This is a genomic window from Methanobrevibacter woesei (assembly GCF_003111605.1).
Classification (GTDB): Archaea; Methanobacteriota; Methanobacteria; order Methanobacteriales; family Methanobacteriaceae; genus Methanocatella; species Methanocatella woesei.
This window is the reverse complement of the sequence record NZ_MZGU01000001.1, coordinates 14,370-38,634: the sequence shown is the minus strand read 5'-3', so window position 1 is coordinate 38,634 and position 24,265 is coordinate 14,370. Positions and strand designations below refer to the sequence as shown.

Annotated in this window: 30 protein-coding genes and 1 pseudogene; 17 read left to right on the top strand and 14 right to left on the bottom strand. The window is 26.4% G+C overall.

The genetic code is table 11. The annotated features are described in order from the left end of the window. Positions 1-159: 159 nt before the first annotated feature. Positions 160-435, top strand: a complete 276-nt coding sequence (cas2, locus tag MBBWO_RS00225; protein ID WP_116668878.1) for a CRISPR-associated endonuclease Cas2 — start codon at positions 160-162, stop codon at positions 433-435. Continuing rightward, positions 432-1,427, top strand: coding sequence for a CRISPR-associated endonuclease Cas1 (cas1, locus tag MBBWO_RS00220; protein WP_116668877.1), 996 nt, complete (start codon positions 432-434; stop codon positions 1,425-1,427). The genes cas2 and cas1 overlap by 4 nt, the downstream gene beginning before the upstream one ends. A gap of 267 nt (positions 1,428-1,694) precedes the next feature. On the opposite strand, the gene MBBWO_RS00215 is transcribed toward cas1, so the two are convergent. Next, positions 1,695-2,048 (bottom strand): hypothetical protein, encoded by a 354-nt coding sequence (locus MBBWO_RS00215; protein ID WP_116668876.1) that lies wholly within the window; start codon positions 2,046-2,048, stop codon positions 1,695-1,697. A gap of 451 nt (positions 2,049-2,499) precedes the next feature. On the opposite strand from MBBWO_RS00215, the gene MBBWO_RS00210 reads away from it, so the two are divergent. The 5 genes from MBBWO_RS00210 to MBBWO_RS00190 are packed head-to-tail and all read left to right on the top strand — an operon-like array spanning position 2,500 to position 6,380. Next, the gene (locus tag MBBWO_RS00210) at positions 2,500-2,955 is read left to right on the top strand and encodes a zinc-ribbon domain-containing protein (RefSeq protein ID WP_165807900.1); all 456 of its coding nucleotides are present in this window, start codon (positions 2,500-2,502) and stop codon (positions 2,953-2,955) included. A gap of 2 nt (positions 2,956-2,957) precedes the next feature. After that, positions 2,958-3,515 carry a hypothetical protein gene (locus tag MBBWO_RS00205; RefSeq protein ID WP_116668874.1) on the top strand — a complete coding sequence of 186 codons (558 nt, stop codon included), beginning with the start codon at positions 2,958-2,960 and terminating at the stop codon, positions 3,513-3,515. 15 nt (positions 3,516-3,530) lie between these two features. Continuing rightward, the gene (locus tag MBBWO_RS00200; protein ID WP_116668873.1) at positions 3,531-4,082 is read left to right on the top strand and encodes a LemA family protein; all 552 of its coding nucleotides are present in this window, start codon (positions 3,531-3,533) and stop codon (positions 4,080-4,082) included. An 8-nt stretch (positions 4,083-4,090) separates the two neighbouring features. Next, positions 4,091-5,854: a DUF2207 domain-containing protein gene (locus MBBWO_RS00195; protein ID WP_116668872.1), complete on the top strand. Its 1,764-nt coding sequence runs from the start codon at positions 4,091-4,093 to the stop codon at positions 5,852-5,854. A 34-nt stretch (positions 5,855-5,888) separates the two neighbouring features. Next, on the top strand, positions 5,889-6,380 hold the full coding sequence (locus MBBWO_RS00190) for a fumarate hydratase C-terminal domain-containing protein (RefSeq protein WP_116668908.1): 492 nt from the start codon (positions 5,889-5,891) through the stop codon (positions 6,378-6,380). A gap of 60 nt (positions 6,381-6,440) precedes the next feature. On the opposite strand, the pseudogene MBBWO_RS00185 reads toward MBBWO_RS00190, so the two are convergent. Further along, positions 6,441-6,680: pseudogene (locus MBBWO_RS00185) on the bottom strand (phosphoglucosamine mutase); the annotation flags it as partial. 201 nt (positions 6,681-6,881) lie between these two features. Between MBBWO_RS00185 and MBBWO_RS00180 the strand changes: the two are divergent. Then, entirely contained in the window at positions 6,882-7,361 is a 480-nt protein-coding gene (locus MBBWO_RS00180; protein WP_116668871.1) for a hypothetical protein, read from the top strand. Between the two features lie 9 nt (positions 7,362-7,370). Beyond that, positions 7,371-7,820 carry a hypothetical protein gene (locus MBBWO_RS00175; RefSeq protein WP_116668870.1) on the top strand — a complete coding sequence of 150 codons (450 nt, stop codon included), beginning with the start codon at positions 7,371-7,373 and terminating at the stop codon, positions 7,818-7,820. On the opposite strand, the gene MBBWO_RS00170 is transcribed toward MBBWO_RS00175, so the two are convergent. Both MBBWO_RS00170 and MBBWO_RS00165 read right to left on the bottom strand, forming a co-directional pair. Continuing rightward, a complete protein-coding gene (locus tag MBBWO_RS00170) occupies positions 7,800-8,198 on the bottom strand; it encodes an exodeoxyribonuclease VII large subunit (protein ID WP_116668869.1) in 399 nt (132 codons plus the stop codon). The genes MBBWO_RS00175 and MBBWO_RS00170 overlap by 21 nt on opposite strands. 55 nt (positions 8,199-8,253) lie before the next feature. Beyond that, positions 8,254-9,903 carry an ATP-dependent DNA ligase gene (locus tag MBBWO_RS00165; protein ID WP_116668907.1) on the bottom strand — a complete coding sequence of 550 codons (1,650 nt, stop codon included), beginning with the start codon at positions 9,901-9,903 and terminating at the stop codon, positions 8,254-8,256. A 136-nt stretch (positions 9,904-10,039) separates the two neighbouring features. On the opposite strand from MBBWO_RS00165, the gene MBBWO_RS00160 reads away from it, so the two are divergent. After that, on the top strand, positions 10,040-10,303 hold the full coding sequence (locus MBBWO_RS00160) for a hypothetical protein (RefSeq protein ID WP_116668868.1): 264 nt from the start codon (positions 10,040-10,042) through the stop codon (positions 10,301-10,303). A gap of 503 nt (positions 10,304-10,806) precedes the next feature. Here MBBWO_RS00160 and MBBWO_RS00155 read toward each other — a convergent pair. The 6 genes from MBBWO_RS00155 to MBBWO_RS00130 form a co-directional block, all read right to left on the bottom strand. Further along, the gene (locus tag MBBWO_RS00155) at positions 10,807-11,016 is read right to left on the bottom strand and encodes a DUF6677 family protein (RefSeq protein WP_019262175.1); all 210 of its coding nucleotides are present in this window, start codon (positions 11,014-11,016) and stop codon (positions 10,807-10,809) included. A gap of 153 nt (positions 11,017-11,169) precedes the next feature. Beyond that, positions 11,170-11,319: a DUF1848 family protein gene (locus MBBWO_RS00150; protein WP_116668867.1), complete on the bottom strand. Its 150-nt coding sequence runs from the start codon at positions 11,317-11,319 to the stop codon at positions 11,170-11,172. A 66-nt stretch (positions 11,320-11,385) separates the two neighbouring features. Continuing rightward, complete coding sequence (locus tag MBBWO_RS00145) at positions 11,386-12,264, bottom strand: radical SAM mobile pair protein B (RefSeq protein ID WP_116668866.1); 879 nt, start codon at positions 12,262-12,264, stop codon at positions 11,386-11,388. Positions 12,265-12,322: 58 nt separating this feature from the next. Continuing rightward, positions 12,323-13,483, bottom strand: a complete 1,161-nt coding sequence (locus MBBWO_RS00140) for an MFS transporter (RefSeq protein ID WP_116668865.1) — start codon at positions 13,481-13,483, stop codon at positions 12,323-12,325. A 17-nt stretch (positions 13,484-13,500) separates the two neighbouring features. Continuing rightward, entirely contained in the window at positions 13,501-14,343 is an 843-nt protein-coding gene (locus MBBWO_RS00135) for an aldo/keto reductase (protein ID WP_116668864.1), read from the bottom strand. A gap of 100 nt (positions 14,344-14,443) precedes the next feature. Further along, positions 14,444-14,911 (bottom strand): MarR family winged helix-turn-helix transcriptional regulator, encoded by a 468-nt coding sequence (locus MBBWO_RS00130; protein ID WP_116668863.1) that lies wholly within the window; start codon positions 14,909-14,911, stop codon positions 14,444-14,446. A gap of 1,069 nt (positions 14,912-15,980) precedes the next feature. On the opposite strand from MBBWO_RS00130, the gene MBBWO_RS00125 reads away from it, so the two are divergent. After that, positions 15,981-16,397 (top strand): hypothetical protein, encoded by a 417-nt coding sequence (locus MBBWO_RS00125; RefSeq protein WP_243408436.1) that lies wholly within the window; start codon positions 15,981-15,983, stop codon positions 16,395-16,397. Positions 16,398-16,615: 218 nt separating this feature from the next. Here MBBWO_RS00125 and MBBWO_RS08270 read toward each other — a convergent pair whose 3' ends face one another. The 3 genes from MBBWO_RS08270 to MBBWO_RS00110 form a co-directional block, all read right to left on the bottom strand. After that, positions 16,616-16,966: a hypothetical protein gene (locus MBBWO_RS08270; protein ID WP_133241499.1), complete on the bottom strand. Its 351-nt coding sequence runs from the start codon at positions 16,964-16,966 to the stop codon at positions 16,616-16,618. Positions 16,967-17,403: 437 nt separating this feature from the next. Next, a complete protein-coding gene (locus MBBWO_RS00115) occupies positions 17,404-17,616 on the bottom strand; it encodes a hypothetical protein (protein ID WP_116668860.1) in 213 nt (70 codons plus the stop codon). Positions 17,617-17,633: 17 nt separating this feature from the next. Further along, on the bottom strand, positions 17,634-17,903 hold the full coding sequence (locus tag MBBWO_RS00110) for a hypothetical protein (protein WP_116668859.1): 270 nt from the start codon (positions 17,901-17,903) through the stop codon (positions 17,634-17,636). A 188-nt stretch (positions 17,904-18,091) separates the two neighbouring features. Here MBBWO_RS00110 and MBBWO_RS00105 point away from each other — a divergent pair, with 188 nt between their 5' ends. From MBBWO_RS00105 to MBBWO_RS00095, 3 genes are all read left to right on the top strand, one after another. Continuing rightward, positions 18,092-18,559: a hypothetical protein gene (locus MBBWO_RS00105; protein WP_116668858.1), complete on the top strand. Its 468-nt coding sequence runs from the start codon at positions 18,092-18,094 to the stop codon at positions 18,557-18,559. A 111-nt stretch (positions 18,560-18,670) separates the two neighbouring features. After that, positions 18,671-18,826: a zinc ribbon domain-containing protein gene (locus tag MBBWO_RS00100; RefSeq protein WP_116668857.1), complete on the top strand. Its 156-nt coding sequence runs from the start codon at positions 18,671-18,673 to the stop codon at positions 18,824-18,826. A gap of 202 nt (positions 18,827-19,028) precedes the next feature. Then, a complete protein-coding gene (locus tag MBBWO_RS00095; protein ID WP_116668856.1) occupies positions 19,029-19,766 on the top strand; it encodes an NADAR domain-containing protein in 738 nt (245 codons plus the stop codon). Between the two features lie 124 nt (positions 19,767-19,890). Here MBBWO_RS00095 and MBBWO_RS00090 read toward each other — a convergent pair whose 3' ends face one another. Further along, positions 19,891-20,406, bottom strand: a complete 516-nt coding sequence (locus MBBWO_RS00090) for a hypothetical protein (protein ID WP_116668855.1) — start codon at positions 20,404-20,406, stop codon at positions 19,891-19,893. A gap of 230 nt (positions 20,407-20,636) precedes the next feature. Here MBBWO_RS00090 and MBBWO_RS00085 point away from each other — a divergent pair, with 230 nt between their 5' ends. The 3 genes from MBBWO_RS00085 to MBBWO_RS00075 all read left to right on the top strand — a co-directional run bounded on the left by MBBWO_RS00085 (position 20,637) and on the right by MBBWO_RS00075 (position 24,242). Beyond that, positions 20,637-22,298 carry an SAP domain-containing protein gene (locus MBBWO_RS00085; RefSeq protein WP_116668854.1) on the top strand — a complete coding sequence of 554 codons (1,662 nt, stop codon included), beginning with the start codon at positions 20,637-20,639 and terminating at the stop codon, positions 22,296-22,298. A gap of 131 nt (positions 22,299-22,429) precedes the next feature. Further along, positions 22,430-22,858 carry an NADAR family protein gene (locus MBBWO_RS00080; RefSeq protein ID WP_116668853.1) on the top strand — a complete coding sequence of 143 codons (429 nt, stop codon included), beginning with the start codon at positions 22,430-22,432 and terminating at the stop codon, positions 22,856-22,858. Positions 22,859-23,000: 142 nt separating this feature from the next. After that, a complete protein-coding gene (locus MBBWO_RS00075; protein WP_116668852.1) occupies positions 23,001-24,242 on the top strand; it encodes a tetratricopeptide repeat protein in 1,242 nt (413 codons plus the stop codon). Positions 24,243-24,265: the final 23 nt, after the last annotated feature.

Sequence of the window (24,265 nt, the reverse complement as noted above, 5' to 3'; positions counted from 1 at the left end):
ATATACACCTTTAAAATATAATACTATTTTTTGAATGCAAATTATTTAAGTCTTTTTTATTTATTTAACTAATATTAAAATATACTTTAAAAGTTAATTTAATAATAAAAAATAATTATTAATTTTATAATAAAATAGTCTTAAGAGGTGTCAAAGATAATGAATATTTTAATTATATTTGAGATGAGATTTAAACAGGATACAAACATTCTTACAGGAATTCTAGATTATTATGGGTTTAAAAAAATAACTGAAACATCATACAGCACAGATTTATCAAATATTGAATTCAAGGAATTAAAAAGAAAAATAAAAGAAAAAAATATTAAAAAAGGATTCATCATGATAATCCCATTATGTAAAGGATGTTATAATAAGATAGAAACCATTGGAAAAGAGATATTAAGTGAAAATAAATGGTATGTGGTATTATGAAATTGATAATAGAAGGCTACAACAAGTCCATTCATAAGAAGGACAATCAGATTGTAGTTAAAGAAAAGGATGAATTAATATATAAAATTCCTGCAGATGATATTGATGATATAACCATTGTTGGGAAAGGATATATCACATTTGATGCATTATCCCTTCTTTCAAGAAATAATGTTAATTTAATCACAGTAAACTACTTTGGTCAAGTAGAATACATATTGGAAACACCAAATCAGAAATATGTTCAGCTGAAAAAGGAACAATACAGATCATCAGATAATGAAAAAGGACTTAAAATAGCTATTGAAATTGTAAAAACAAAAATAAAAAATCAGAAATCAACAATTAAAACATTAAACAAAAATAAAAAAATAAAGAAAGTAAAAGAAAATGAGAATAAAATAAAAGAATATCTAATAGAACTGGAAAAATTAGAGATAAGAGATGATTCATCAATTAAAAATGTAATAATGGGTATTGAAGGAAAAGTTTCTGTTCTATATTGGGATTCAATTTCAATGCTGCTTCCAGAATCAGTTAATTTCAAAAATAGAAACCAAAAGCCAGAAAATGATGTTGTCAATGCAATGTTGAACTATGGATATGCAATATTAGCCTCACAAATAACAAAATCAATACTACTTCATGGACTTGATGCATACTGTGGTTTTTTACATGCAGACAGATATAAGCGAACAAGCCTAACCTATGATTTAATTGAAGAATTTAGACAGCAAATTGTAGATAAAACTGTAATCAAATTAATAAACTATAAACAGATAGATGAAGATTCAATAGATCATAGAAATAATGCATTAAATCTAGAATCAAGAAAAATATTAGCAGCAGCAATAATGGATAAATTACATTCAGAAATAAGTTATGGGGATGAAAAAGTATCCTATCTTGAAATTATTGATAATCAATGTTCAGTTCTTGTTGATACTTTAATTGGTGATGGTGAATATGAAGGATTTTATCTTCAATGGTAATTAGGAAACCCCTTATGAAAAAGTAATACAAAATAGGTTTCCTAATAATATTTTTAAAAGAAGCTCAATTAGCTATTTAAATTAGTAAAATAAGAAAAATTAGTAAGGGTTTTTTATAAATTATAAAAAGCAATTTAAATTACACATTTGAGTATGCTGCTAAAATAGCAAGGATATCCTTTTCCTGCAACTTGTTTCTCAATTATCTCATCAATACAGTCTTTAGATGGTAGTTTCATCTTTTTCATTGCATCACCTTATTTTTTTTTAGTAATCGCAATGAATACCATTTTCATTTAACTGGTCTTTTAATTTAAGAATTTCATTTTCTAAATAACGAATTTTTCCTCTAAGGGGTACAGCATCTGGATGCCCTCCACGGTCCCATGTAATTTCTTCAATAGAAGTGGTTAAAAGTTTTCCTTTTTCATCATATAACCTGACTCTTTGAATATTATCATCACATCTACGACCATTTTTCCAAATCATTTTAGGATCTTTATTTGCAGGACTGTTTTTCACTTCTTCTATGGGTGCACGATCATAATCTATTATAATTTTCATTCCATTAGGAAAATTAATAATCTGGTACTTAGACCCTTTAGGTTCTTTAAATAGCATAAAAAAATAACCTCCTTAATTAGTTTTTTATAAATTATAAAAAGCAATTTAAATTACACACAACCTTTACATAATCTTTCATCTATTTTAATCATTAGAATCTCCTAAAATAATTAATAATCATGACAATTACAAACAATTAATAATTATGTTAATAAGTATTTAAATAATTTATCAATATTAAAAACTAAAAACAATTAAAATACAATTTTTAATTAATTTTACTTTTTTAAAATAATATTCACCATTATATAAATAAAGCTGAATCTAATAAAAAATTAAAAAGTAAGGATAACATAAGCTAATTTTTAAATAAAATGATTTATAATCATTCAAATAATAGATAAATACCTAATTACCATTAAAATAAGATTATAATCAATATAAACCCTAAGATTAAATAATAAATTATATATTATTATGTAAACATATATATTAAATGGTGATTAGATTGGCTAAATTTTGCCCTAATTGTGGAAAAGAAGTAAAAGAAAATAGTAAATTTTGTGAAAATTGTGGGGAAGCGCTTAATACAACCAAAACCACAACAGAAACTTCTACAGAACAAACTACTCAAACTTCACAGCCAAAAGCTGAAAAAGTGAATGAAGTAGCCCAAATAAAAGAAGAACCAGTAACCACTTCTGGAGCTGGAATTGTATATAAGAAAAATGTAATTGTTTCTGTTATTTTATGTATTCTTCCTGCACTTGGACAATTTTATAACGGCCAAATTTTAAAAGGAATAGTTTTCATGATAGTTTTAACTATTTGTCAACTAATTAATATGACTCTATACTGGATTGTATTCTTAATTATGGTAATTGATGCATTCTTAAGTGCAAGAGCTATTAATCAACATAATGGAAATTATTTCTATAATGAAAACCTTAAAGGAGGGGCTTAAAAATGAGCTTTCTCGACAAATTTAATGAATTAGATGCACAAGTAAGCGCATATTTCCATAAAGAAACTCCCCAAGGTAAAAAAATATCCTGGGGGAAGGTTCTCATATTATGGATAGTACTTTTAGTAGTTACCACCGCTATTGGATTTTTAGGTGGAACAGGTCAAATTGAAGAGAATATTAATATAGATGTTAACTCAGACCTTGTTAGCGGTACAATATTTGATTATCCTTCTACTTATACAGATGATTCATCTGCTGATGATGAACAAAGTGTTATAAATTCAGAAGGCCAATTTGTTAAAATAACAACAGAACAATATGATATAGATCCAGTAACAGGTAGAGAGAATTTACTTGAAAACGAACCAGGTAGTACTCCAGTTGATAGAGAATATAATGGAATACCATTTTATGGAATTAAGTATACCTGGGAAGGTATGGCTATGGAAGTAGGCTTTTTCCCATTTGGAACCCATACTTATGGATACACAATTGTTGGAGAACCAGATGAAAGTGATGTAGCTATTATGTTATCAAATATACATGGATTGGAGTAAAAAGGTAGATGAAAAATGTTAGGAATAATCATTATTATAGCAATTATTTTAATTGTAGTAGTTGTATTTATTCACCTTTACAACCAACTAGTTCAAGCAAGAAATAAAGTTAAAAATGCATGGGCTCAAATTGATGTACAACTTACAAGACGTGCAGACTTAATTCCAAATCTTGTGGAAACTGTTAAAGGATATGCAACACATGAAAACCAAACATTTAACCAGGTCACTGAAGCTAGATCTGCAATGCAAAATGCATCAACAGTTAAAGAAGCAGCTACAGCTAATAATATGATAACAGATACTTTAAAATCTTTATTTGCAATAGCTGAAAATTATCCTGATTTAAAAGCAAATCAAAACTTTTTAGATTTACAAAATCAGTTATCTGAAACTGAAAATAAAATTTCATATAGCAGACAATTCTACAATGATACTGTTTTAATGTACAACAATTTATGTGAAACATTCCCAAGTAACTTTATAGCTAGCATGTTTGGTTTTAAAGAAGAAGATTTCTTTGAAGCTGAAGAAAGTGCTGCTACAGTTCCTAATGTGAAATTTTAGTGATTTAAATGAATAAACGGATAATAGGTTTATCGATAATAGCTATATTGCTATTATCCTCTATCTCCGTTATTTCTGCTGCTGATGAAGACAGATCATACAGTATAGAAAAAGGAGATATAATTTTAACAGTAGGTTCTTTAGGGGATCTTTATGTTAGCGAATTTTACCAGTATAAATTCGATGGAGAATTTAATGGTGTTTATAGAGATATACCTCTGAAACCTGGAGAGAGCATTTCTAATATTAATATAACCGTTGACGGTGCTTATTTTACTTATAAAGTTTTAAATTTCAATGAATCCACTACTATTCGAGTTTATCTTTATTCTGATGAAGCACATACCCAGCCTATTAAAGATACAACAGTAACTATAAATTACAATTATATCCATGATGGTGTTGTTAAAATTTATAATGATGTTGGAGAATTACAATATAAGTTATGGGGTGAAGAATGGGATGTTGATGTTGATTCATTAACTGCTATGGTTCAGTTTAATTCATCAGAAGGAATTGAATACTGGATTAATCCTTATTTCTTAAAATCATCAGAAACATGGGATGGATCTATATTAACAATTAATACAGGAAAACTAGAAAGTGGAGAGTATTTAGAATTAAGATCAATCATTCCATTAAATCAGTTTGCAAATGAAACTCCATATGCAAAGATAGTCCATGAAAATGGATATGAAACAATTCATAAAATTCAGGATGATTATGAAAATTCTATAAAATTCAATGAAACATTATATACCATAATCCCAATACTTTTACTGCTTTCTTTAATAATTCCATTAAGATCTTATTTAAAGCATGGTCGTGAACCAAAAATAGATTATATTGGAGAATATGAGAGAGAGCCACCAAGTGATCTCCCACCATTGTTTGTAAATGCAATGTTTGGAAAAGATGACGATGTAGGGTACTGTAGTGACAAAGGATTCCAAGCAGTTATTATGGATTTAATCGATAGAGGAATAATTGAAATCAACGGATCTGAAGATAATTTAATATTTAAAATTAAATATGAGAACGTTGAAGGTTTAGAGGAGTACGAAATTAAATTTTTAGCAATTTTAGAGAGATATGCAGAAGAAGGAGAAGTTAGCCTAAAAGAAATGACAAAAAAACTTAAAAATAGAACTGAAGCAGATATCTTTGAAGAAATATATAAAGATACTGTCAAAAGCTATGAAAAAGAATATGTTAAACCAGAACTTGAAAAATACTTTGATAATGAAGGTCATGACCAAATAACTATGTATGCACTAATTCTTATAGTAGCATCCATAATAGTTATAATCATTGCAATGTTTTCTAGTCCGCAAGTTCCTATGACCGTAATGGCAAGAATGATAGCATTAGGAACAGTAGCAATAGGTGTAATTCTTTTAACATTAAATAACCGTTATGGTGGAAAATGGACAAAATACGGAAGAGAAGAATCTAAAAAATGGGAGAATTTCTCTAAGTTTCTTAAAGACTTTTCTTTAATTAAAGAACACCCACCACAATCTGTAGTAATCTGGAATAAATATTTAATTTATGCAACAGCATTAGGTGATGCTAAAGCTGTTGAAAAAGCAATGAAAGAGCTATCACCAGAAAACTATCAATATAATGACCTTTACCGTTACAACCACTATCATGGAGGAAGAGCATTCTCAACAGTTATGAGTACTGCATCATCCCATTCTACAAGTGGAAGTGATGGAGCCGGAGGCGTCGGTGGCGGTTCTGGTGGAGGAGGTGGAGGAGCTTTCTAGCTTCTTTACCACCAATTTTATTTTTTTGATTTTTATGATTGAAGTTAAAACACCAGCTACAGATAAAGATATATCTCAATTAAAAGTAGGAGATAAAATAGCTATATCTGGAACTATATATACTGGAAGAGATGCTGCACTTCCAAAATTAGTAAAAGCTATTGAAAACAATGAAACTCCTTTTGATTTAGAAGGAATAGCTATAATGCACACAGCAGTAAGTGATGCAGGAATAGCTCCAACAACAAGTAATAAATATGAAATAGAGTCTACGATACCTTTTTTATCTGAAAATGGAGTTAAGATCCATATTGGAAAAGGGTCTTTAAGTGAAAAAACCGTTGATGAATTAAATAAAAACAATTCTATTTTTGTTGTTTGCCCTCCAACAGCTGCACTGATTTCAAATAAAGTACTAAAAAAAGAATGTGTTGCTTTTGAAAAGGAAGGGATTGAAGCTATATATAAATTAAAAGTAGATAAAATTCCAGGGATAGTAACTATTGCCCATGGAAAAAAGATTTAAAAAAGTAAAGAATTATTCTTCTTCACGTTTTTTATAAATTATAAAAAGCAATTTAAATTACACTGCAGGAGTTGGTAAAATACCTAAGTCCACAACATCACAACCTGCAGAAAGCAATCCTGCAATTAAGGCATTTTTAAGCATAATTGTACTGGTTCTTGTATCTCCACCAACAGCTATCTTTCCTTTAAATACATTACCATAACATGTAGCTAATCTTGAAGCGAATTCTGGAGTTAATACATCATTTGCAGTTCTTCTAACTCCAAAAGTTCCAAATAATCGTTTTTCTTTTGTCATAATAAAACCCTTAAAGTCTTTCAATATGTTTTTTTCTTTTATAAAATATATTAACTTTTGTTTTAAAAAAGGAATATTTGCTGATTTTTCACATTTCAACCATTTTAGATAGACAGTTATCTTAAAACTTTAAAGTAATTTTATAAAAACTTTTATATTTATTACAATAAATTAATATTCAACTAAGGGAGGTTTTTGCTTATGTCAAAAGATAGTTCTAAAAGTAAGTTAATTCTTGTTCCTGTAGTAGCTATTGTTTTAGTTTTAATAATATTTGGAGCTTTTTATCTATCAGACAGTCCTAAAAATATAAATGAAACCAGATCATTTATAGTAGGAGATGTAATGCTATATGCTCCTCCAGGATATGAAATTAATCTTGAATACTCAGAATTTGATCACAATCAATATGCTGTATTAAATAATAGTGAAGGTGATGTAGAAATTTTTGTTGATAATACTGAAGAAGAAGACTATGAAGATGATAATGTAGCTGATTATCAGCAACCAGAACCAATAGTGTTAATTCCAACTACAATTGAAGGTGTTGACGGATATTTGGTAGATGGAGTATCATTTAATGATAAGTTCATTGTGGAATACGGTAAATATAACATTACCTTTTATGGTGGGTATTTTGAACTTGAAGATGTATTGGCGGTAAATCAGCAACTAAAATAAGGTGTTAATATGTTAAAAACTTCCGACATCTTTATTTTGTTATTTGCAGTTTTAGTATTAGCTATTTCTTTATTGTTCATTCCAGCTGAAGATGATGGTGATAGGGAATTTGTTATACAGGGAATAACCTTTAAGGTCCCTGCTTATTATGTAATTGAAAACCAATCAGATAGTATAGTATCTTTAGCTAGTAATGGAGGTGAAGGTTTTATTAAGATAACTGTAGTTGAAAAGGTATCTAATTTATCAGAATCTTCTTTATGGTTAGGATATTATCCAAATGAAATGAACATTTCTGGTTTTTCAGGTGTTTATGGTTTGTGTGCTAAATATGTCTTTGATGGCAATATTTTCTTATTTAATTTAGATAATAAAACAGTTTTAATTCATGGAAATCCAAGTAATGGAATTGATGCCTTTTTATCAAAAAACACTCATTTAGTTAGCAAGCTTAATTGAACTGCCATCACTAATAATAAGTTCTAGTTTAGAATTGTATTCAGTAATGGTTCCAGTAATTATTACTTTTTCATTTTTAAAAATATCTATAGGTGTTTGGGAATTTTCTAGTTCAATAACTACAGATTCAAAGGCTATTGCTGGAATTTGCCCAGTCCCATCATTTATTGTTAAAAAATAAGTATTACTTGATGAAGATTTAGATACTTTCTCAACAACTCCAGTTATAGAAACTTCCTCTTCAATCATGTTCTTATTAATTTCTGAAATAGCTACTTCTTTAACTTCAATATAGGGAGATGTAAAGATAAGTCCTAAAATACCAACTAAACTGACTACTAAAGCTATTTTAAATATTTTATCATCTGAAATTTCCATTTTTAAAAATTTAACTTAAAAAGTTAAAAAGATGATTGAATCAGTTAAATAGAATTTATTTGTACATGGAAATTAACCTTTCAACTGTATCAATGTCACCAAGTCCTTTATCTTTTCTAACTCTTTTAACTACAGGGAATCTTAAGGAAAATCCAGTTTCATATTCAGGACTTTTAACAATTTCAGAAAAACCAATTTCTAAAATGATTTTAGGTTCTACGGTAACTTTAGTACCTTTTTCAGAAAGCTTATATTCTTCCATTTTTTTAGTTAAATACTTTAAAGTATCATCATCAAGACCAGTAGCTACATGAGCAACGGTCTTTAAATCATCATTTTCATCTCTTAAAGCTACTAAATAAGAGCCGATAAAGTCTTTTCTTTTACCAATTCCATGAGTTCCTCCAACTACTACAACATCTAATGTTTCAGGTTCCGCTTTATATTTAAGCATCTTCTTACCTCTAAGACCGGGAATATAAGGTTCTTTAGAATCTTTTATCATTATTCCCTCATGTCCTTCTTCAATGGATGTTTTAAATAGTTCTTCAACTTCATGAATGTTATCAATAGTTCCCTTGACCATTTTACTTAAATTAATTTCTTCAGAACTTGTATCTACAATTTCTTCAAGTTTTTTTCTACGTTTAAGTAATGGTTCATCAATCATTGATTTTCTAAAGTAAAGTAAATCAAATAAAAATAATTTTAAAGGAACATTTTCAATAGCTTCTTCAATATTATACTTTCTTCTAACCCTATGTAGAATATTTTGGAAAGATAATGGTTTTCCATCTCTTGTAGCTATTACCTCACCTTCAACAATATAATTTACATGAGGCAAATATTCATCTACGGCTTTTACAATTTCAGGCATTGCTTCAGTAATATTTTCTAATCTTCTTGTAAAAATATTAATTTCATCTTTATTTCTGTGAACCTGAAGTCTAATTCCATCATATTTAGTTTCACAAATAGCAAGACCCATCATTTTAATTGATGGTTCAATTCCTTCAGATAATTGTGCAAGCATAGGCTTTACAGGTTTTCCAGGAGTTAATGTTAATTTTTTAAGTCCATCTTCACCTTCATTTTTAGCAACAACTGCAATAAGAGCTAAATCATTAGTAAGCATATGTGCTCTATCAATAATATCCTTATCAATGTTAAATGCTTCGGCTATTGCATCACGAACAATACCTTCACCAACACCAATTCTAAGCTCTTCAGTTATAGTACGTGTTAAATATTTAGCTTCTGTAGCTGATGCTTGGGATAATAACTCTAGAATAATGGATATTTTGCGACTTGTAGATTTTGAGCCGGAAATTGTTGTAAGCTTTATAAGATTGTCAAAAACAAATTTAATAGTTAATGGTTGTGAAAAAAAAGTAGTTTGAGATTTTTTAGAAAACAAATTAACAGATGCAAGTCCAATATCTCCCTGTTCTCTTAGTTCATCTTCAACTTTATCTACAGTAGTTCCAACAGCTTTAGCTACAGCTTCCATAACTAATTTACTACCTATACCTAATTCTTTATCACTCCATGCAGGAAAAACACGTCCAAGTATAAGTAATCCTACCTTTGATAAAGTTTCATCATCTAATTCTTTTATGAAATCAGAAAGTATTCTAGTTTTTTCTAATCTTTTAGAATTTTCTTCTAATTGGTTATATACATCTACTAATTTTTGATATTTCATATTAAGTTTTTTATAAATTATAAAAAGCAATTTAAATTACACTGAACATAAAAATAAATATAAAAAATTATACGAAGATAAATTATCAGATTATGGTTTTGAAATTGAATTTTTATATTAGAAGGAGTGTTGTTTCATGAGATACTTTGAAGTTAATGGTCTTGATGCAGGTCGTCGTGTTGGTTATGGGACATTTAACACTGATCATACTGCTGCTATTGAACTTTTTGAGACTGAAGAAGAGAAAATGGAGCATATGAGAGGGATGTATAAGACTAGTCCTAAAGCTTTTGCTGAATGGAAAGAGCTTTGTATGTTTGCAGGTTTTTTGTCTGATATTTTTGGTACTCTTGATAATCCTAAAGAATTTGATGAAGAAAAATTATTTGCTGAAGACTAAAATCTACTTTTTTTATATTATTTTATCTATTTTTTCTAATTGTCCACGGTACATAGTGAAGAACAAAAAAAGAGGATACTTTTTGGAATGCATGGGGATGTTCTTGCTATGTTCATTTTCTTCGTTCGTTTAGCAACTTTCATAGAATTATATAAAACCTTTTATATTTTAAATTTGAAACACGTAATTTTAAACTGCAATAATGTTTTTTTACAGCTAAGTATATTACAATATCATGTATCATAACAAATCATTTGTTCCAAAAAAATAAGAATTAACTCATCTCATACATCACTTTTTTTTGGACTGACCTCCTATTATTATAATTAATAGATGTGTAATTTAAAGTGCCTTTTATATTCTATAAAAAACTTCAGAAAAAAATCTTAATATTATAATTATAGTTAGGATGATTAATAAATATTGTTAATTAATGTGAAAATCAGCAAAATTTATGTTTTAAAAAAAAAAGTTTTATAAAAAAATAATGGATAAAAATTAATTTATCCCATATTATAAGCATCGTATGCAGCATATACAGCATATATTAAGTAAATAATATTACCAATGGTACCTAATGCGTAAGTTAAAATAATTGAAATAACAATTGCTGCAACAAACATTATTATACCTTTCTTGGTTTCACCTTGTACTACTTGACCAATACCAGGGAAGAAGAAAGAAATAATAGCTGCTACTATTGGACTAACCATAATACCCCTCCATAATTCAATTAAAAAACCAATACAATTATTGTATTATGCATATATTAACATTGTATTATGCATATATTAACATTGAAAATATTTAAAGTTTCCTACGGTATTTCCATTTAGTATTGTGTAATTTAAAGTGCCTTTTATATTCTATAAAAAACCCAGTTTTAAACTTAATTTAGAAACATTATTTTTAAATAATGGATTTCTAGAATATGCATAACCTTCATTTAACCTATTTAATAACCATTTACTATAATAATTAACAATGTCTGATCTTGCACCAACATTAATAATCATAAAATTCTCCTCTAACAAATCTATTTAAATTTTGCTATAAAAAGATTAAATAAGAGCATTTGAAAACTACTTTTTATTTTTTGAACTTTGTCTAATCTTTTCATGATAAAAATAATTGATTATAATTGGTTTTTCCATCGGATTATTTAAAAATGGTTCTTTATCAATTACATATAAATATCCATTTTTCTGACAAAATTGATTTATTTTTTCATCTAAATCCTTCCAAAAACCAATATCTTTGTTTAAGTAAATGTCTTCATAAAAACCAAGAAATTCAGGATAATTATTTTTAACATAATCCATTATAGTTTTTTTATAATTAGCTCTTAAATTCAGATTTTCAAGCCAAATATAATCAGTAAAATCAGTTACTTCTTTAATTATTTCAATAGAATCTGTAATTGCCGGAAATATTGGTGATATAAAACAAGTTGTTCTTATACCTAATTTGTGAATCTTTTTTAAAGCTTTTAATCTTCTTTTAATTGAAGGTGCATCATCCATGTCATTTTTAAATTCTTCATCTAAAGTATTTATTGAAAAAGAAATTAAAGGATCTGGAAACTTTGAAATTAAATCTAAATCTCTTAAAACTAAATCTGATTTAGTAGTTATTATCAAGTTAGCATTACTTTCACTCATTTCTTCTAAAAAATATCTGGTTCTTTCATATTCTTTTTCATACTGATTATATGCATCTGTTACTGAACCAATAATTATTGTTTCGCCATCATATTTTGACGGATTTTTTATTTTTGGCCAATATTTAACATCTAAAAAGGTTCCCCATTCTTCTTTATGTCCTGTAAATCTCTTCATGAATGTTGCATAACAATATTTACAAGCATGAGAACAACCTACATAGGGATTAACTGTAAAACCCGCAATTGGTAAATTAGACTTCGAAAGTATTGACTTTACAGACCTTTTATTGATAATCATGAAAAATAATTTATTTTTAAAATTATTTAATATTAATGTAAAAAAATAAGAAATAGATTTAGTTTAGATTAGTTTCTGATTTACTAGCTCTATTTCTTAAAACAAAGAAAACAAATGCTAAAAGTGAACAAACAATTCCAACAAATACAATATAGCGAACACCAAGAGCTGAAATAGCTATTCCACTTAAGGTAGTTCCTAATGTAATTCCAATATTTCCACTAGATAAAAAAATTCCATTAGCAAATTCTGGTGCTTCTGGTGCTGCTGATGTAATCCAAAATTGCTGGATATTGTTTCCAATTCCTGCAAATACTCCCCAAATTATCATTAATATAATAATAGCCATTACTATATCATAAAATCCAAAGAGCAATAAGAATATAATTGAAATTATAAATGGGTATATTAGTACTGTTTTATTTGGAACTTTACTAAGCAGATGTCCTGCAATATAATTTCCACAAATACTGAAAACACCATATAAGAACAACACAACACTCAAAAAGTTTCCAACTATATTACTTAAACCTAAAAATAGAGAAACATAACTGTAAACACTGTATAATCCCGCAGATATTAATAAAACACCAATTATTGATAAAATAAATGATGGTTTTTTCAATACTTTAAGCTGTCCTGAATATGATATTCCTTCTTTTGGTTTGATTGAAGGCATTAGAATTGCTAAACTAATAAATGCAATAATATTTATTGCAGCCATGAATAACATTGCCAGTTCAAAAGATTCACTGTAAGATAAAGATGAAACAATTGGAACTCCTAAAATCATTCCTGCTGAAACACCCATAATAACTCTAGATGTTGCTTTTAGTTCTTCTCCTTCTTTTGCCAATTGTGCTGCTAAAGTTAATGCAAATGAACAAAATATTGGATGGAAGAAAGCAGGAATAACTCTTAATATTAAAGCAATATTAAAATCTGTTATAAATGCAAAGCAGATATTACTAATTATAAAAATCCCTAAAACTAATAAAAGAGATTTTTTATAATTTACCTTAGAAAAGAGTAAAGGCATTACTAGCCCAGCAATAGCTACACCAAGTGCAAATAAACTTACAAATAGCCCTGCATCAACTACATTTACCCCAAATTGAGTAGCAACCAATGGCAAAATTCCTACAAAACCCATTTCCGTTGTAAGAATTCCAAAAGTACCGAATGCTAAAATTAAAATTACTAAATTATTTTTATCCATTTGAATCACTAATCATTTTATTTCATAGTCATAAACCATTCTACAATTTCAGGATCATAGTGTGAGAAAAATTTACTTTCTCCACAATCTAAACTTTTAATGGTTTCCATGTCTTCTTCACTTAATTCAAAGTCAAAAACATCGAAATTTTCTTCAATTCTTTCCTTATGTACTGATTTTGGAATTACTACAACACTTCTTTGGATTAACCATCTTAAAATTACCTGAGCAACAGTTTTGTCATATTTTTCTCCAATTTCTTTTAAAACTTCATTTTCAAATATATTATCCATTCCTTCACAGAAAGGTGCCCATGAATTTATTTGAACTCCATATTTTTCCATTATTCCATGTGCTTCTATTTGCTGGTTAAATGGATGAGTTTCAACCTGATTTACTGCAGGTACAATTTCATTAAAAGACAATAAATCAATTAATCTGTCTGGATAAAAATTACTTACACCAATAGCTTTGATTTTTCCTTTCTTATAATAATCTTCTAGTGCTCTGTAAGTTCCATAGTAATCACCGAAAGGTTGGTGAATTAAAACTAAGTCAATATAATCAGTTTGTAAATTTTCCAGTGATTCATCTAATGATTTTTTTGCATTTTCATATCCTGAATTGGAAATCCATAATTTTGTTGTTATAAAAAATTCTTTTCGTGGAATCCCTGATTTTTTTATTGCATTTCCAACTGCAGTTTCGTTAGAATAAGCTTGAGCTGTATCTATTAATCTGTAACCAACATCTATTGCTTCACTAACTGCTTTCTCACATTCTTCTAAATCTGTAATTTGATAAACACCAAAACCTAATATGGGCATTTTTACTCCATTATTCAATTGTATATAATCCATAATAATCACCTATAATTGTTGCTAATTATAACAATCTTGTTCATAGATTAGCTAAACTAACATATAAATGTTGCGACTATCAACAAAAAAGTAAAAAAAATTATTTTTTAGAATATCTCTTCTTATTAAAATCTACAGACAATCTAGAAAACTGAGCCATGATTCTGTGCAATTCATCTGAATCTATATCAAAATTATCACAGATTTCTTCTTCCCATTCAAATTCTTTACTAAGTAAGAAATCAACAATTTTCTGTCCTTTTTCAGTTAAAGAAACATCATATTCACGTTTGCTTTCTTTAGAAATTTCACGTGTAATAATTCCCTTTTCTTCAAATTCTTTAAAAGCTCTTGAAACACCACAACGATCCATCAAACAACATGCAGCAATTTCAGACTGATTAAAATCCTTATTTTCATTTAAATACAATAACATATAATATTGACTAGGTTTAATTCCACTTTCTTTAATAAACTTATTTAAAAAGATATCATGAGTTTTATGTATAGATATAATATGTGTTATTAAAAAAGGTGTTTCTTCAATAACATCTTCAGCTTTTTTCACGAAAAAACCTCCTAATTGTTGCGATATATAACAATTATTTTAAAATATTAATATATAAAGTTTATGTTAAAAAAAGGTTTAGACAAAATTCCAAGATAAAACATGTCTAATTAAAACATAACAAGCCATGGAAATAACAATAGGAAACTGAAAAACTGCAATAATCAATGATACTTGAAAATAAGCTAATCAAACTTAAAAAGCATAGCTGCAATTATAAATAGAAACGTATAGACACTGTAACTTGGATAAAAATCTAGACTTCTGAAGTGAACAAACTCAGTTAAGGAAGTTTTTTAAAGCTAATAAAAATCACTTTAAATTACACTAAAGATGTTCATTATGATTTAGTAAAACAAATTTTAAACCGATAATCTGATTTTTTCCATTATCACTTCAATGAAACTTAAAATTTTTTTCTGTTCTCTCATGGAAGGTATATTAATAGTTACTTTCATAAAATCTTTAACTATTTTCTTTTTTTTACATTAATATAGCTCAATAAATTATAATTTTTCAATTTAAAACACTTAAACTCCTTTAACATCTTTTTCAAATTTACAAATTACCCAACAAATTCCATCAAAAGAATTATCCAAGTAACGATAAATTAAACTTATATTTACCTGAATAATATTAATTGTTTTAATCAATATTTTAAATAACATTAAAAACAATATTAATTTAATTTAAAAAGTTGGATTAATCTATGCGAAACTCAAATTAAGATTAATTTATCAAATTTATTAAAAATTGAAGAAAATTAAATTTTCAATTTATCGATAAATTTAACAAATTAATAAAATTAATTTTAAAATTAATTAAATAATTAATCAAAGCCAAAAATTAAATTATATTAATAGTTATTTCAATTAAATATATCATATATAAAAAAATTGAGATTTAACTATATTTCATAGAGATTAACTATTCAGTTTATATTAATAAATTTCTGTTAAAAAACATTTATAAGTAAAAATATTTGAAAATAAAAAATATGAAGACAAAATATACACATAAATTTATTGTTTATAACAAAAAAAGGATTAAAAATAATTATAAAGGATTAGTGGAAAAATTAGCAGATTTTGACAAAGAACCTATACCTAAAAGTTTATTAGAAAATCTAAATGATTTATCAGAATTGTTTTTAAAGAAAAGACAAGAATTCTATCTTAAAAACCCCAGTAAATTATGCACCATTGATGAAATTTTGCCATATAGGGAAGAAACTAATGTTGAAACAAATAAAGTTTTAGCATTTGTAAATAAATATGATGAATTTAACAGTTTAATTGTTGGAATTGATTATTTCAATGGTGAAGAGGAATATCTTGAAAAATATTATTCTAATAAAGAGATATGGAATTTTGATGGAGATCCAATAACTTTTTATGTTAAATTAATGCTTGGATATTATTATGGAATAAGAGGAAATAAATTAGACATCTTTTTAAAGGATATAGGTCTTGAAGATCTAATATGATGCTTATGGATAATCCATTTTGTAAATCATGAACTAGTTGAATACATCAATCCATAAGTAAATTGTAGAATCTGTAGATTAACTGATAAAAGAGAATATATATAAACATTAGTTAATCTATTTTAACTTTAATTTAGAAAAATAGCTATTATTTTCATCAAAGCAGATTAATTTATGTCTTCAGAATAGTTTTTTATAGATATAAAAAGAACTTTAAATTATACTTTTTTAACAATATAAACATCATCTTGGTTAATAACACCTATTTTCTCAAAGGTTGTATTAGATTGATTTACTTCATTGAATTTATCAAATACATAAATCGTACCATTAAATCTGTTTAAAATTTCATCTATATCTTCATGGAATTGATTTTCGCTAGAGATATATGGAGAATACCTTAAATAGCTTAATTTATCATTAAAAACAGTTATGTCAGTCTGATTTATATCATGTAATAACTCTTGATTCTCTATTGTTTCACTATATTTTGATGAGCTAATATCATAAAAGCTAATAATGCCAACAACTGAAATAAGTAAAACAATAATTATTATTACATTATACATTTTTTTATTTATAGAACTATTATCCAGTAAAATTGAAAATCCTAGCCATAATCCTCCCAGTGCTGGTATTATATATCTTGAAATGAATATGGGTCTAATTAAGATAGATAATATAATTCCAACTAATATAGTTAAAAATACTATAGAGATAAGTAATGTAGAGTATGTTATATCTTTTTTATTCTTTAAGTTAATGTAAATTAAGTATACAAGACAAAGGAATAAAATTAATCCCAATAAAGTTCCAATAGCATTGGTGCTTGGTGAAAAAATAAATTAAACCTAAAATGAGTCTTTGTGTAATTTAAAGTACATTTTATAATCTATGAAAAACTTATAGCTACATGAAAAGTCCTTTGTTGAAGCAACAGCAATCAAAGAGTGTGTTGTGGAAAAATAGAAAATTAGTAATTGAACCAATCAAGCACGGTTCTGCACTAATAATAATTTAGATTTTCAACAATAGCTGAAGAAATTAATTCTCCTTTAGCATCGTAAAGTCTGGTTCTTAGATATTGGCTATCATAACACCATTCTCCAAAGTCTTTAGTTGAAGGATTAGCTTTATTAGTGTAATCTAAGATTACTTTGTAGCCTTTTTCCATTTCAATTATTTTGTTTTTATGATCTCCAAATGCTCTTTCACTCATTGTAAACAAACACCTTTTTATTGGAATTCCGCATAAATTGGAAATAACTTATCATAAATCTCTTTTAGCTCTTCAGTTGAAGGTTTATCAGGATTATTCTCTACTAATTGGTCAATAATTTCTCCTTTTGAATCTAAAAGAATAATTTTTCTTATATTTCCCCGGAATCTGGATTCTTTGTAATATTCTTTATCAATTATTGTTCCATAGCTTATAGATAAATGCATTCCATTTGGAAAGTCTATCTCTATTTTTTCATGATCTCCCAAAGGTTTAACAACAACCATATTTTATTCTCCTTTTCTTTTGTTTTTTATAGTTAATAAAAGAACTTTGAATTAAACATAAATAGATTAACCTTATAAAATCATATTTTATATATATTATATACAATAATTATTCAATCAAAGAATTAATTTTTTAATAAACAGAACCACTTTCGGAAAAAAGTAAAAAGGTGGATGGTGATTTTAAGATGCCAGAACCTGAAGAAATAATATTAACATTACATGCTCAAAAAAATGCAGAAAAAGAAAAAAGACAATACCAAGAAGCACAAGCAAGTCAGGGAAACTACAAAGCCAAAAAAGAAAGCATAGGAGGAAACGTCCTCTTATCAGCAATAATACTTCTATTCTTTGGTTTCACATTATTTATACCAACATCCGGAATAAGCATAATAATAGCAATAATAGGAATAATAGCTGCTTACGGATATTATTATGGTTATAAAAAAGGAAAACGCACACGTGAAGCATACAATGTACATTACAGATGTCCACACTGCAATAATACATTTACAGGTCCACACAAAAAATGTCCACACTGCGGAGGATCAGTAAGCTGTGATGTACACAGGTACACATGTACTCGCTGTGGCCATAAATTCATAGCAAAAAGAAACAGCTGCCCAAACTGTGGAAGCAATTTATATTATAACTAAAAAAGCACTTTAAATTACACACATTAACAGCAAGAATTGAAATCAAATTAATTAAATATTTTTATAAGAAGCAGTTATAATTATAATCAATAATAATGATGTGGTGATTTTATGATTAGACATTGCCCTAGATGTGGTGAAGAAGTAACAGAATATGATATTGTCTGCCCTTATTGTGGTGGAGGTATAACTTTTGCTACACCAACTGAAGACTTTGAATCAAATGATGATGTTGATTACACAACATATACTGGTTATAAAGACTAATATATGTTAAAATAAAAAAATGTAGTTATAATTTAGGTTTTTTATAGATAATAAAAGACACTTTAAATTACACTTGTTAATCTATTAGAATTCAGAGAAATAACAATAAAAAGATACATTGAAAAGCTAGTGATTTATGCAAAAGATGTTGATATAATATATAGTGATATTCCCCGATATTTAACATATTATAGGTGCTGATATGGGAGAAGATAAAATGAAATCTTATTTGGATGATGGTAAATTTGCAGCTCCAAGATGGTTAATGTATCCTGAATTATCTCGTTACACTATTGGCTGGAGAATGGGATACGGGGAGTTCTATTGGATGAACATACCTTGTGAAACTGAAGAGTTTAAAAAATTATTCCCTCAACCTCTAAATTGGCTATGTCATGATGAAGAAGACCAGAACGGTGCTGAAAAACTAGAAAAATATTCATTTTTTGCAAGATTCTGGAGAAAAGATGGAATTCAAAAATATTCAAAAATAGATGAAGAAGATTATGTTGTCGTAAATGATTTCATCACTCTTGAGCAAGTTGATGAAGAATTTAGATTGGATGCAATGCATTTTTTAAGTATTAGAAATTATATTTTATGTGCAAAATATGATTTATTCGATATGCCTCATGATGACTATGATTTAACTGATTTAAATGATGATTTTGAGCTAACTGGAAGTCAACAAGAATTATGGAATCATTATAAATACTCTGCTTGTTTAAATGGAGCATATTATAAAATAATGAATGACGATAACTTAAAACAAATTCTTTTAGATACTGGAGACAAATCTTTAGTTTATATCTCTAATGATGAATGGGGAGGAGAGGAAAACTTATTTGGATTTGCCTTAATGGAACTAAGAGATGAAATAAGAAGATTATACAAAAATAATGATAAAATTGATTGGGAATACAGTAAATATTTGGATTAACATCCAAGATATTAATATTATATTAATTTTAAAACAATTAATATTATCTTATTTTCTTTTATTAAATAGCTCCAACTATTAAAAACGATTATGTTTTTTAGATGATAAAATGCACTTTAAATTATTAGATTTCACCAGTTATCTGAAGTATATTCTCTTTAAGTTCATCTTTTATTTTGAAAACTGTTGAAAAATTATTTAGTTTTTTCCTATATCTTTCATCTACTTCATTTCTTTTGAATTTAGTTATCCATTTAACATCCCTAATATGGGCATAAAAACTAAAATCATAGTAAGGATGTGATAAAGGAATAATATCCTCATTAAAATAATAATCAGAGCAGATTATACCTAAATAATAATCTTTTGAATAGCGATTGTAAGTAAGCACATAATCACCAATACAAATTTCATTAAAAAAAGCAATAAGTTGATTAGTATATCTAGTTCTTGTAGCTGGCTTTTTATATTCATATTGATATTCAATTAAGAAAAAGATTTTGTCTTTTGTCATATTTTTCAAGTTAGGTACATCCCATCCAACAGCAACGATATTGTATTTAATAAAATATTCAACTAAAAAGGATTCATTACCTGCTCTAACCATCCACATCTTAGGATATTTATCAAAGTCACTCATTTATATGCTCCATTAATTTTAATAATATTTTGTTTTTTGTGTAATAAATTACTTTTTAAAAATTAATAATTAATTTCAACAATAGTTAAAGTAATTAGAACTCCTAAAGTCTGGCTCTTAAAATAATAAGCAAATGTTTTTTATTATTTATTTATCAATATTATTTTTAAATAAAAAAGTTAATTAATAATTTAATAACAATATATGTATACTATTGTAAGGTGAAAATAATGTTTGAAAATATGGACACTACACTCAAAGGATTAAATATTGATGATGTTTATGCAGATAAGGTTAATTTAGTAATAAATTACATTGATGGATCTTCTTCTAATACTTCTTTAAACGGATTTAGTGTAAAAAAATATGTAATTGAAGACCTTAGAAAAAACAGCAGATATTTTAGTATAAGATCTCATGCAATAAAAAATATTATATCTAATGAATATGAAGAAATTTCTCTAGAATTGGCAAATCAAATTTGTTTAGATGTAATAGAAGAAATTGAAAATTCTAATAAGGAAATTGACAAAGAATACACAACAAAATTTATAATTGATACATTTAAAGAATTTTCAATTAACCTTACTCAAGAAATAGCATTTAAAATTTATGATTTTTTATTTTTACAAATGAGGAATGTACCTTTTATAAAAAGATTTGAACAAATTGGAATGGATATTAAATCATTATTAAATGAAAATGATATCAATCTTTCATTAGAAGATGTGGAAGAAATCTGTTCTCTTCTTTCTGGTGAATTCTTTGATGAATACCGTGAAAGTAATAAAATTGATTATAATACAATATTTATAATGGATTATTCTGCAGTAGGTGACATTCCTTGGAATCAATTAATAAAAATTAATGTTGATATCTTTAAGAAATATGGTATTGATATTTCAAATATTAAACAAGAATTAATAAAAGAAATGTGGTGCTATATTTCTTATGAAAATAACAATTATATATCAAATATTGATATTTACACAACCAAAAATATTGAATTTAAAAGGAATTATATTTTATTTTTAAATTATCTCCAAAATAATCCAGTATATGTTATAGAAAAATTAGCTAATAACTACAGTTCTTCTGATAAAGGTGATTTTTCAACAGTTCCTGAAACTAATTATTTACAAAATAAATTTTTTGATTTAGCAATCAATTTAGACCATATAAAAAATTGTCATGGTTTAGGTGTTTTAGAAGAAGCTTCAACATCTGATATTAAAGAAGTTTTAAAGAAAAATGGTTTAGAAGTTGGGGGAAGAAAGAAAACTTTAATCAATAGAGTTAAAGAAAATTTAACAATTGATATAATTAATAAAGAATTCCCAGGAGATGCATATGGTCTAACTGAAAAAGGAAAAGAATTTTTAGATGAATTTGATTATTATTTATATTATATTGACAATGTTATTTCATTTAAAGAATATATTGAAATTTGTGAGTTAAATCCTGAACTTAGCACATTTGATATATTGATTACTATTTATGATAATTTAATTAGAAAATATATTGAAATTAATGCAAATTGTCCTGATGACATGTATAACTTATTGTTACATAAATCTTATGTTTATAAAAATTTTAATGATAAATTAAATGAACTTAAATTATTATTGTTAATGTATGTTAGAATTAATGGTAAAACTGAAAATATTCATAAACTTAAAATAAGAAATCAGGATTTACATAAAATAAAAACTCTTTCAAGGAAATTAAACTTATCTGATGATGAGATTAATAATCTTTATGATTCAGTTAATGATTGTATTAATGAGTATAATATTCCAAAAATTAGTCATTATGGTAAAATGAATCTTGATGAAGAATCTCTTGAAACAATTAATGTATATGAAAAAGATTATGTAAAGTTATTATATTAATTGAGTTATAAAATGTTAGAATAAAGTTCTTAATGAGTAAAAATTTTTTATTTTTTGATAAAAAGAATAATAAATGTTAAATTAAACATTTATGGATAAAACATGTTTAAACTGATTAAGGAGAATAAACAATGATAGACAAGTTTCGTGGCAAATATTGGTTTTTAAGCAATTTCTACGAATCACCAATTGAAGAGGAAAATATCACTTATCCAACAGTAGAACACTATTTTCAAGCTCAAAAAACCTTTAATCAGGAGGAAAAACTAAAAATTGCACAGGCAACAAAACCTGCTGAAGCAAAGAAAATGGGTAGAAAAGTCAATTTAAGAAAGGACTGGGAAGAGGTTAAAATTCATGTAATGGAGAAAGGATTAAGACTAAAATTCCAAGATCCAACATTGCGTAAAAAGTTACTAGCTACTGGAGATGAAGAGTTAGTTGAAGGAAATCCCTGGGGAGATAGGTACTGGGGAGTATGCAATGGATCAGGAAAGAATAAGCTAGGTAAACTTTTAATGAAGATTAGGAAAGAGTTACAAGATGAATATATTACTTAATACTATCTTTTAGATAATTGATTAATTAAATATATTAAAGTGTATTTAATATATCTATAAAAAAACTCAACAATCAATAAAGCTTATTATAAAAAAATTTTATCATATTACTTAAAAGGAATAATTGTTTATTTGGTGAATTATGATTAAAAAACGCGATTTTAAAGAGGAATTTTTTTATTTAGAAAATAAAGCTTTTGAATTATTTAAAAAAGAAGAATATAAACTCTCTTTTGAATATTACAATAAGCTTTTAAAGGCTAGTGAAGATTTTAAAAATAATTCTTGGGAAAAACATTTTAAATGGTATGATGAGGTTTTATCTTCATGTTTAAAAAAATATTCCAATAATTATGAGGAATTTTTTAAACATCTTTTTTTAGTGGATACTGAAACTTATGATGCATGGTTTGACAAAGCAGAATTATATGAAGATAATTTTAAACGTACTGAAGCTATTGAATTCTATTACAAACTTTTTGAATTTAATCATAATGATTTACTTCTTTTAGAATATCTTGGTAGACTTTTATGTTTTTCAAGTAGGTATGATGAATCTTTAAATATTTATGATACTGCTTTGAGCATTGATAATAATAATAAAAAAATAATCGAAGGTAAATGGTATGTATATTACACTTCAGATCGAATAAATGATGCATTAAATGTGTTAAAAAATTTAGACAATATAGATGATGTTAGTTCTGGGACTTATTGTGCAACAGGGTACTCATTTGAAGAAAACAATGATTTTGAAGATGCATTATGGTGTTATAAAAAAGCCTTTGAAATTGATGAAATAAATGGTAATCTCTCTGAGAGTGATTCTATTGATGGTATTAAAAAGATGCTACTTAAATTATCAATTAATGATTATTCTTTTTTGAACGATTTTTATTTAAAGTGGATTTCAAAAATAGAATATAAATTTGATACAGAACATTGCCCTAACTGTGGAGGAAAATTTATACCAATAATTTATGGGCTTATTGCTGAAGATAACCTATTTGATAAACAAAAAAAAGGTAATGTTATTCTTGGAGGATGCACTATTGGTGGAGATAGTCCAACACATTATTGCAAAAACTGTGATAAAGAGTTTCAGTTTAAAACTAATGGAATAAAAATTAATTACAAAAATAACAGTCGACAATACTTCTATACTGAAAAAATAATTAATAAAATTACTTATTATATTCCTAATGATCAAAATGAAAGCTCAATTAATATTAAAGAATTAGAAAATGAAATGAGAGAATCCTATGGATTAAACAATGTTGAATTCACTGCATTAATTAATAAATTAATGGACATAGGTTACATTTATATGCCTACTAAAGGTCAAATTTCTCTTTCTGAAGATAATTTTTATTCACAGTTTTAAAAATTAATTTACATATCCTCAAA

Excerpts from the sequence above, each read along its gene's own strand:
- MBBWO_RS00115 (WP_116668860.1), bottom strand. The coding sequence starts at position 17,616 with ATGAGTGAAAGAGCATTTGGAGATCATAAAAACAAAATAATTGAAATG.
- MBBWO_RS00150 (WP_116668867.1), bottom strand. The coding sequence starts at position 11,319 with ATGATTATTAATGTTGGTGCAAGATCAGACATTGTTAATTATTATAGT.
- MBBWO_RS00095 (WP_116668856.1), top strand. The coding sequence starts at position 19,029 with ATGGGAGAAGATAAAATGAAATCTTATTTGGATGATGGTAAATTTGCA.
- MBBWO_RS00205 (WP_116668874.1), top strand. The coding sequence starts at position 2,958 with ATGAGCTTTCTCGACAAATTTAATGAATTAGATGCACAAGTAAGCGCA.
- MBBWO_RS00080 (WP_116668853.1), top strand. The coding sequence starts at position 22,430 with ATGATAGACAAGTTTCGTGGCAAATATTGGTTTTTAAGCAATTTCTAC.
- MBBWO_RS00160 (WP_116668868.1), top strand. The coding sequence starts at position 10,040 with ATGAGATACTTTGAAGTTAATGGTCTTGATGCAGGTCGTCGTGTTGGT.
- MBBWO_RS00165 (WP_116668907.1), bottom strand. The coding sequence starts at position 9,903 with ATGAAATATCAAAAATTAGTAGATGTATATAACCAATTAGAAGAAAAT.
- MBBWO_RS00090 (WP_116668855.1), bottom strand. The coding sequence starts at position 20,406 with ATGAGTGACTTTGATAAATATCCTAAGATGTGGATGGTTAGAGCAGGT.
- MBBWO_RS00190 (WP_116668908.1), top strand. The coding sequence starts at position 5,889 with ATGATTGAAGTTAAAACACCAGCTACAGATAAAGATATATCTCAATTA.
- MBBWO_RS08270 (WP_133241499.1), bottom strand. The coding sequence starts at position 16,966 with ATGTATAATGTAATAATAATTATTGTTTTACTTATTTCAGTTGTTGGC.
- MBBWO_RS00145 (WP_116668866.1), bottom strand. The coding sequence starts at position 12,264 with ATGATTATCAATAAAAGGTCTGTAAAGTCAATACTTTCGAAGTCTAAT.
- MBBWO_RS00215 (WP_116668876.1), bottom strand. The coding sequence starts at position 2,048 with ATGCTATTTAAAGAACCTAAAGGGTCTAAGTACCAGATTATTAATTTT.
- MBBWO_RS00140 (WP_116668865.1), bottom strand. The coding sequence starts at position 13,483 with ATGGATAAAAATAATTTAGTAATTTTAATTTTAGCATTCGGTACTTTT.
- cas1 (WP_116668877.1), top strand. The coding sequence starts at position 432 with ATGAAATTGATAATAGAAGGCTACAACAAGTCCATTCATAAGAAGGAC.
- MBBWO_RS00135 (WP_116668864.1), bottom strand. The coding sequence starts at position 14,343 with ATGGATTATATACAATTGAATAATGGAGTAAAAATGCCCATATTAGGT.
- MBBWO_RS00180 (WP_116668871.1), top strand. The coding sequence starts at position 6,882 with ATGTCAAAAGATAGTTCTAAAAGTAAGTTAATTCTTGTTCCTGTAGTA.
- MBBWO_RS00170 (WP_116668869.1), bottom strand. The coding sequence starts at position 8,198 with ATGGAAATTTCAGATGATAAAATATTTAAAATAGCTTTAGTAGTCAGT.
- MBBWO_RS00175 (WP_116668870.1), top strand. The coding sequence starts at position 7,371 with ATGTTAAAAACTTCCGACATCTTTATTTTGTTATTTGCAGTTTTAGTA.
- cas2 (WP_116668878.1), top strand. The coding sequence starts at position 160 with ATGAATATTTTAATTATATTTGAGATGAGATTTAAACAGGATACAAAC.
- MBBWO_RS00110 (WP_116668859.1), bottom strand. The coding sequence starts at position 17,903 with ATGGTTGTTGTTAAACCTTTGGGAGATCATGAAAAAATAGAGATAGAC.
- MBBWO_RS00195 (WP_116668872.1), top strand. The coding sequence starts at position 4,091 with ATGAATAAACGGATAATAGGTTTATCGATAATAGCTATATTGCTATTA.
- MBBWO_RS00200 (WP_116668873.1), top strand. The coding sequence starts at position 3,531 with ATGTTAGGAATAATCATTATTATAGCAATTATTTTAATTGTAGTAGTT.
- MBBWO_RS00105 (WP_116668858.1), top strand. The coding sequence starts at position 18,092 with ATGCCAGAACCTGAAGAAATAATATTAACATTACATGCTCAAAAAAAT.
- MBBWO_RS00085 (WP_116668854.1), top strand. The coding sequence starts at position 20,637 with ATGTTTGAAAATATGGACACTACACTCAAAGGATTAAATATTGATGAT.
- MBBWO_RS00155 (WP_019262175.1), bottom strand. The coding sequence starts at position 11,016 with ATGGTTAGTCCAATAGTAGCAGCTATTATTTCTTTCTTCTTCCCTGGT.
- MBBWO_RS00100 (WP_116668857.1), top strand. The coding sequence starts at position 18,671 with ATGATTAGACATTGCCCTAGATGTGGTGAAGAAGTAACAGAATATGAT.
- MBBWO_RS00075 (WP_116668852.1), top strand. The coding sequence starts at position 23,001 with ATGATTAAAAAACGCGATTTTAAAGAGGAATTTTTTTATTTAGAAAAT.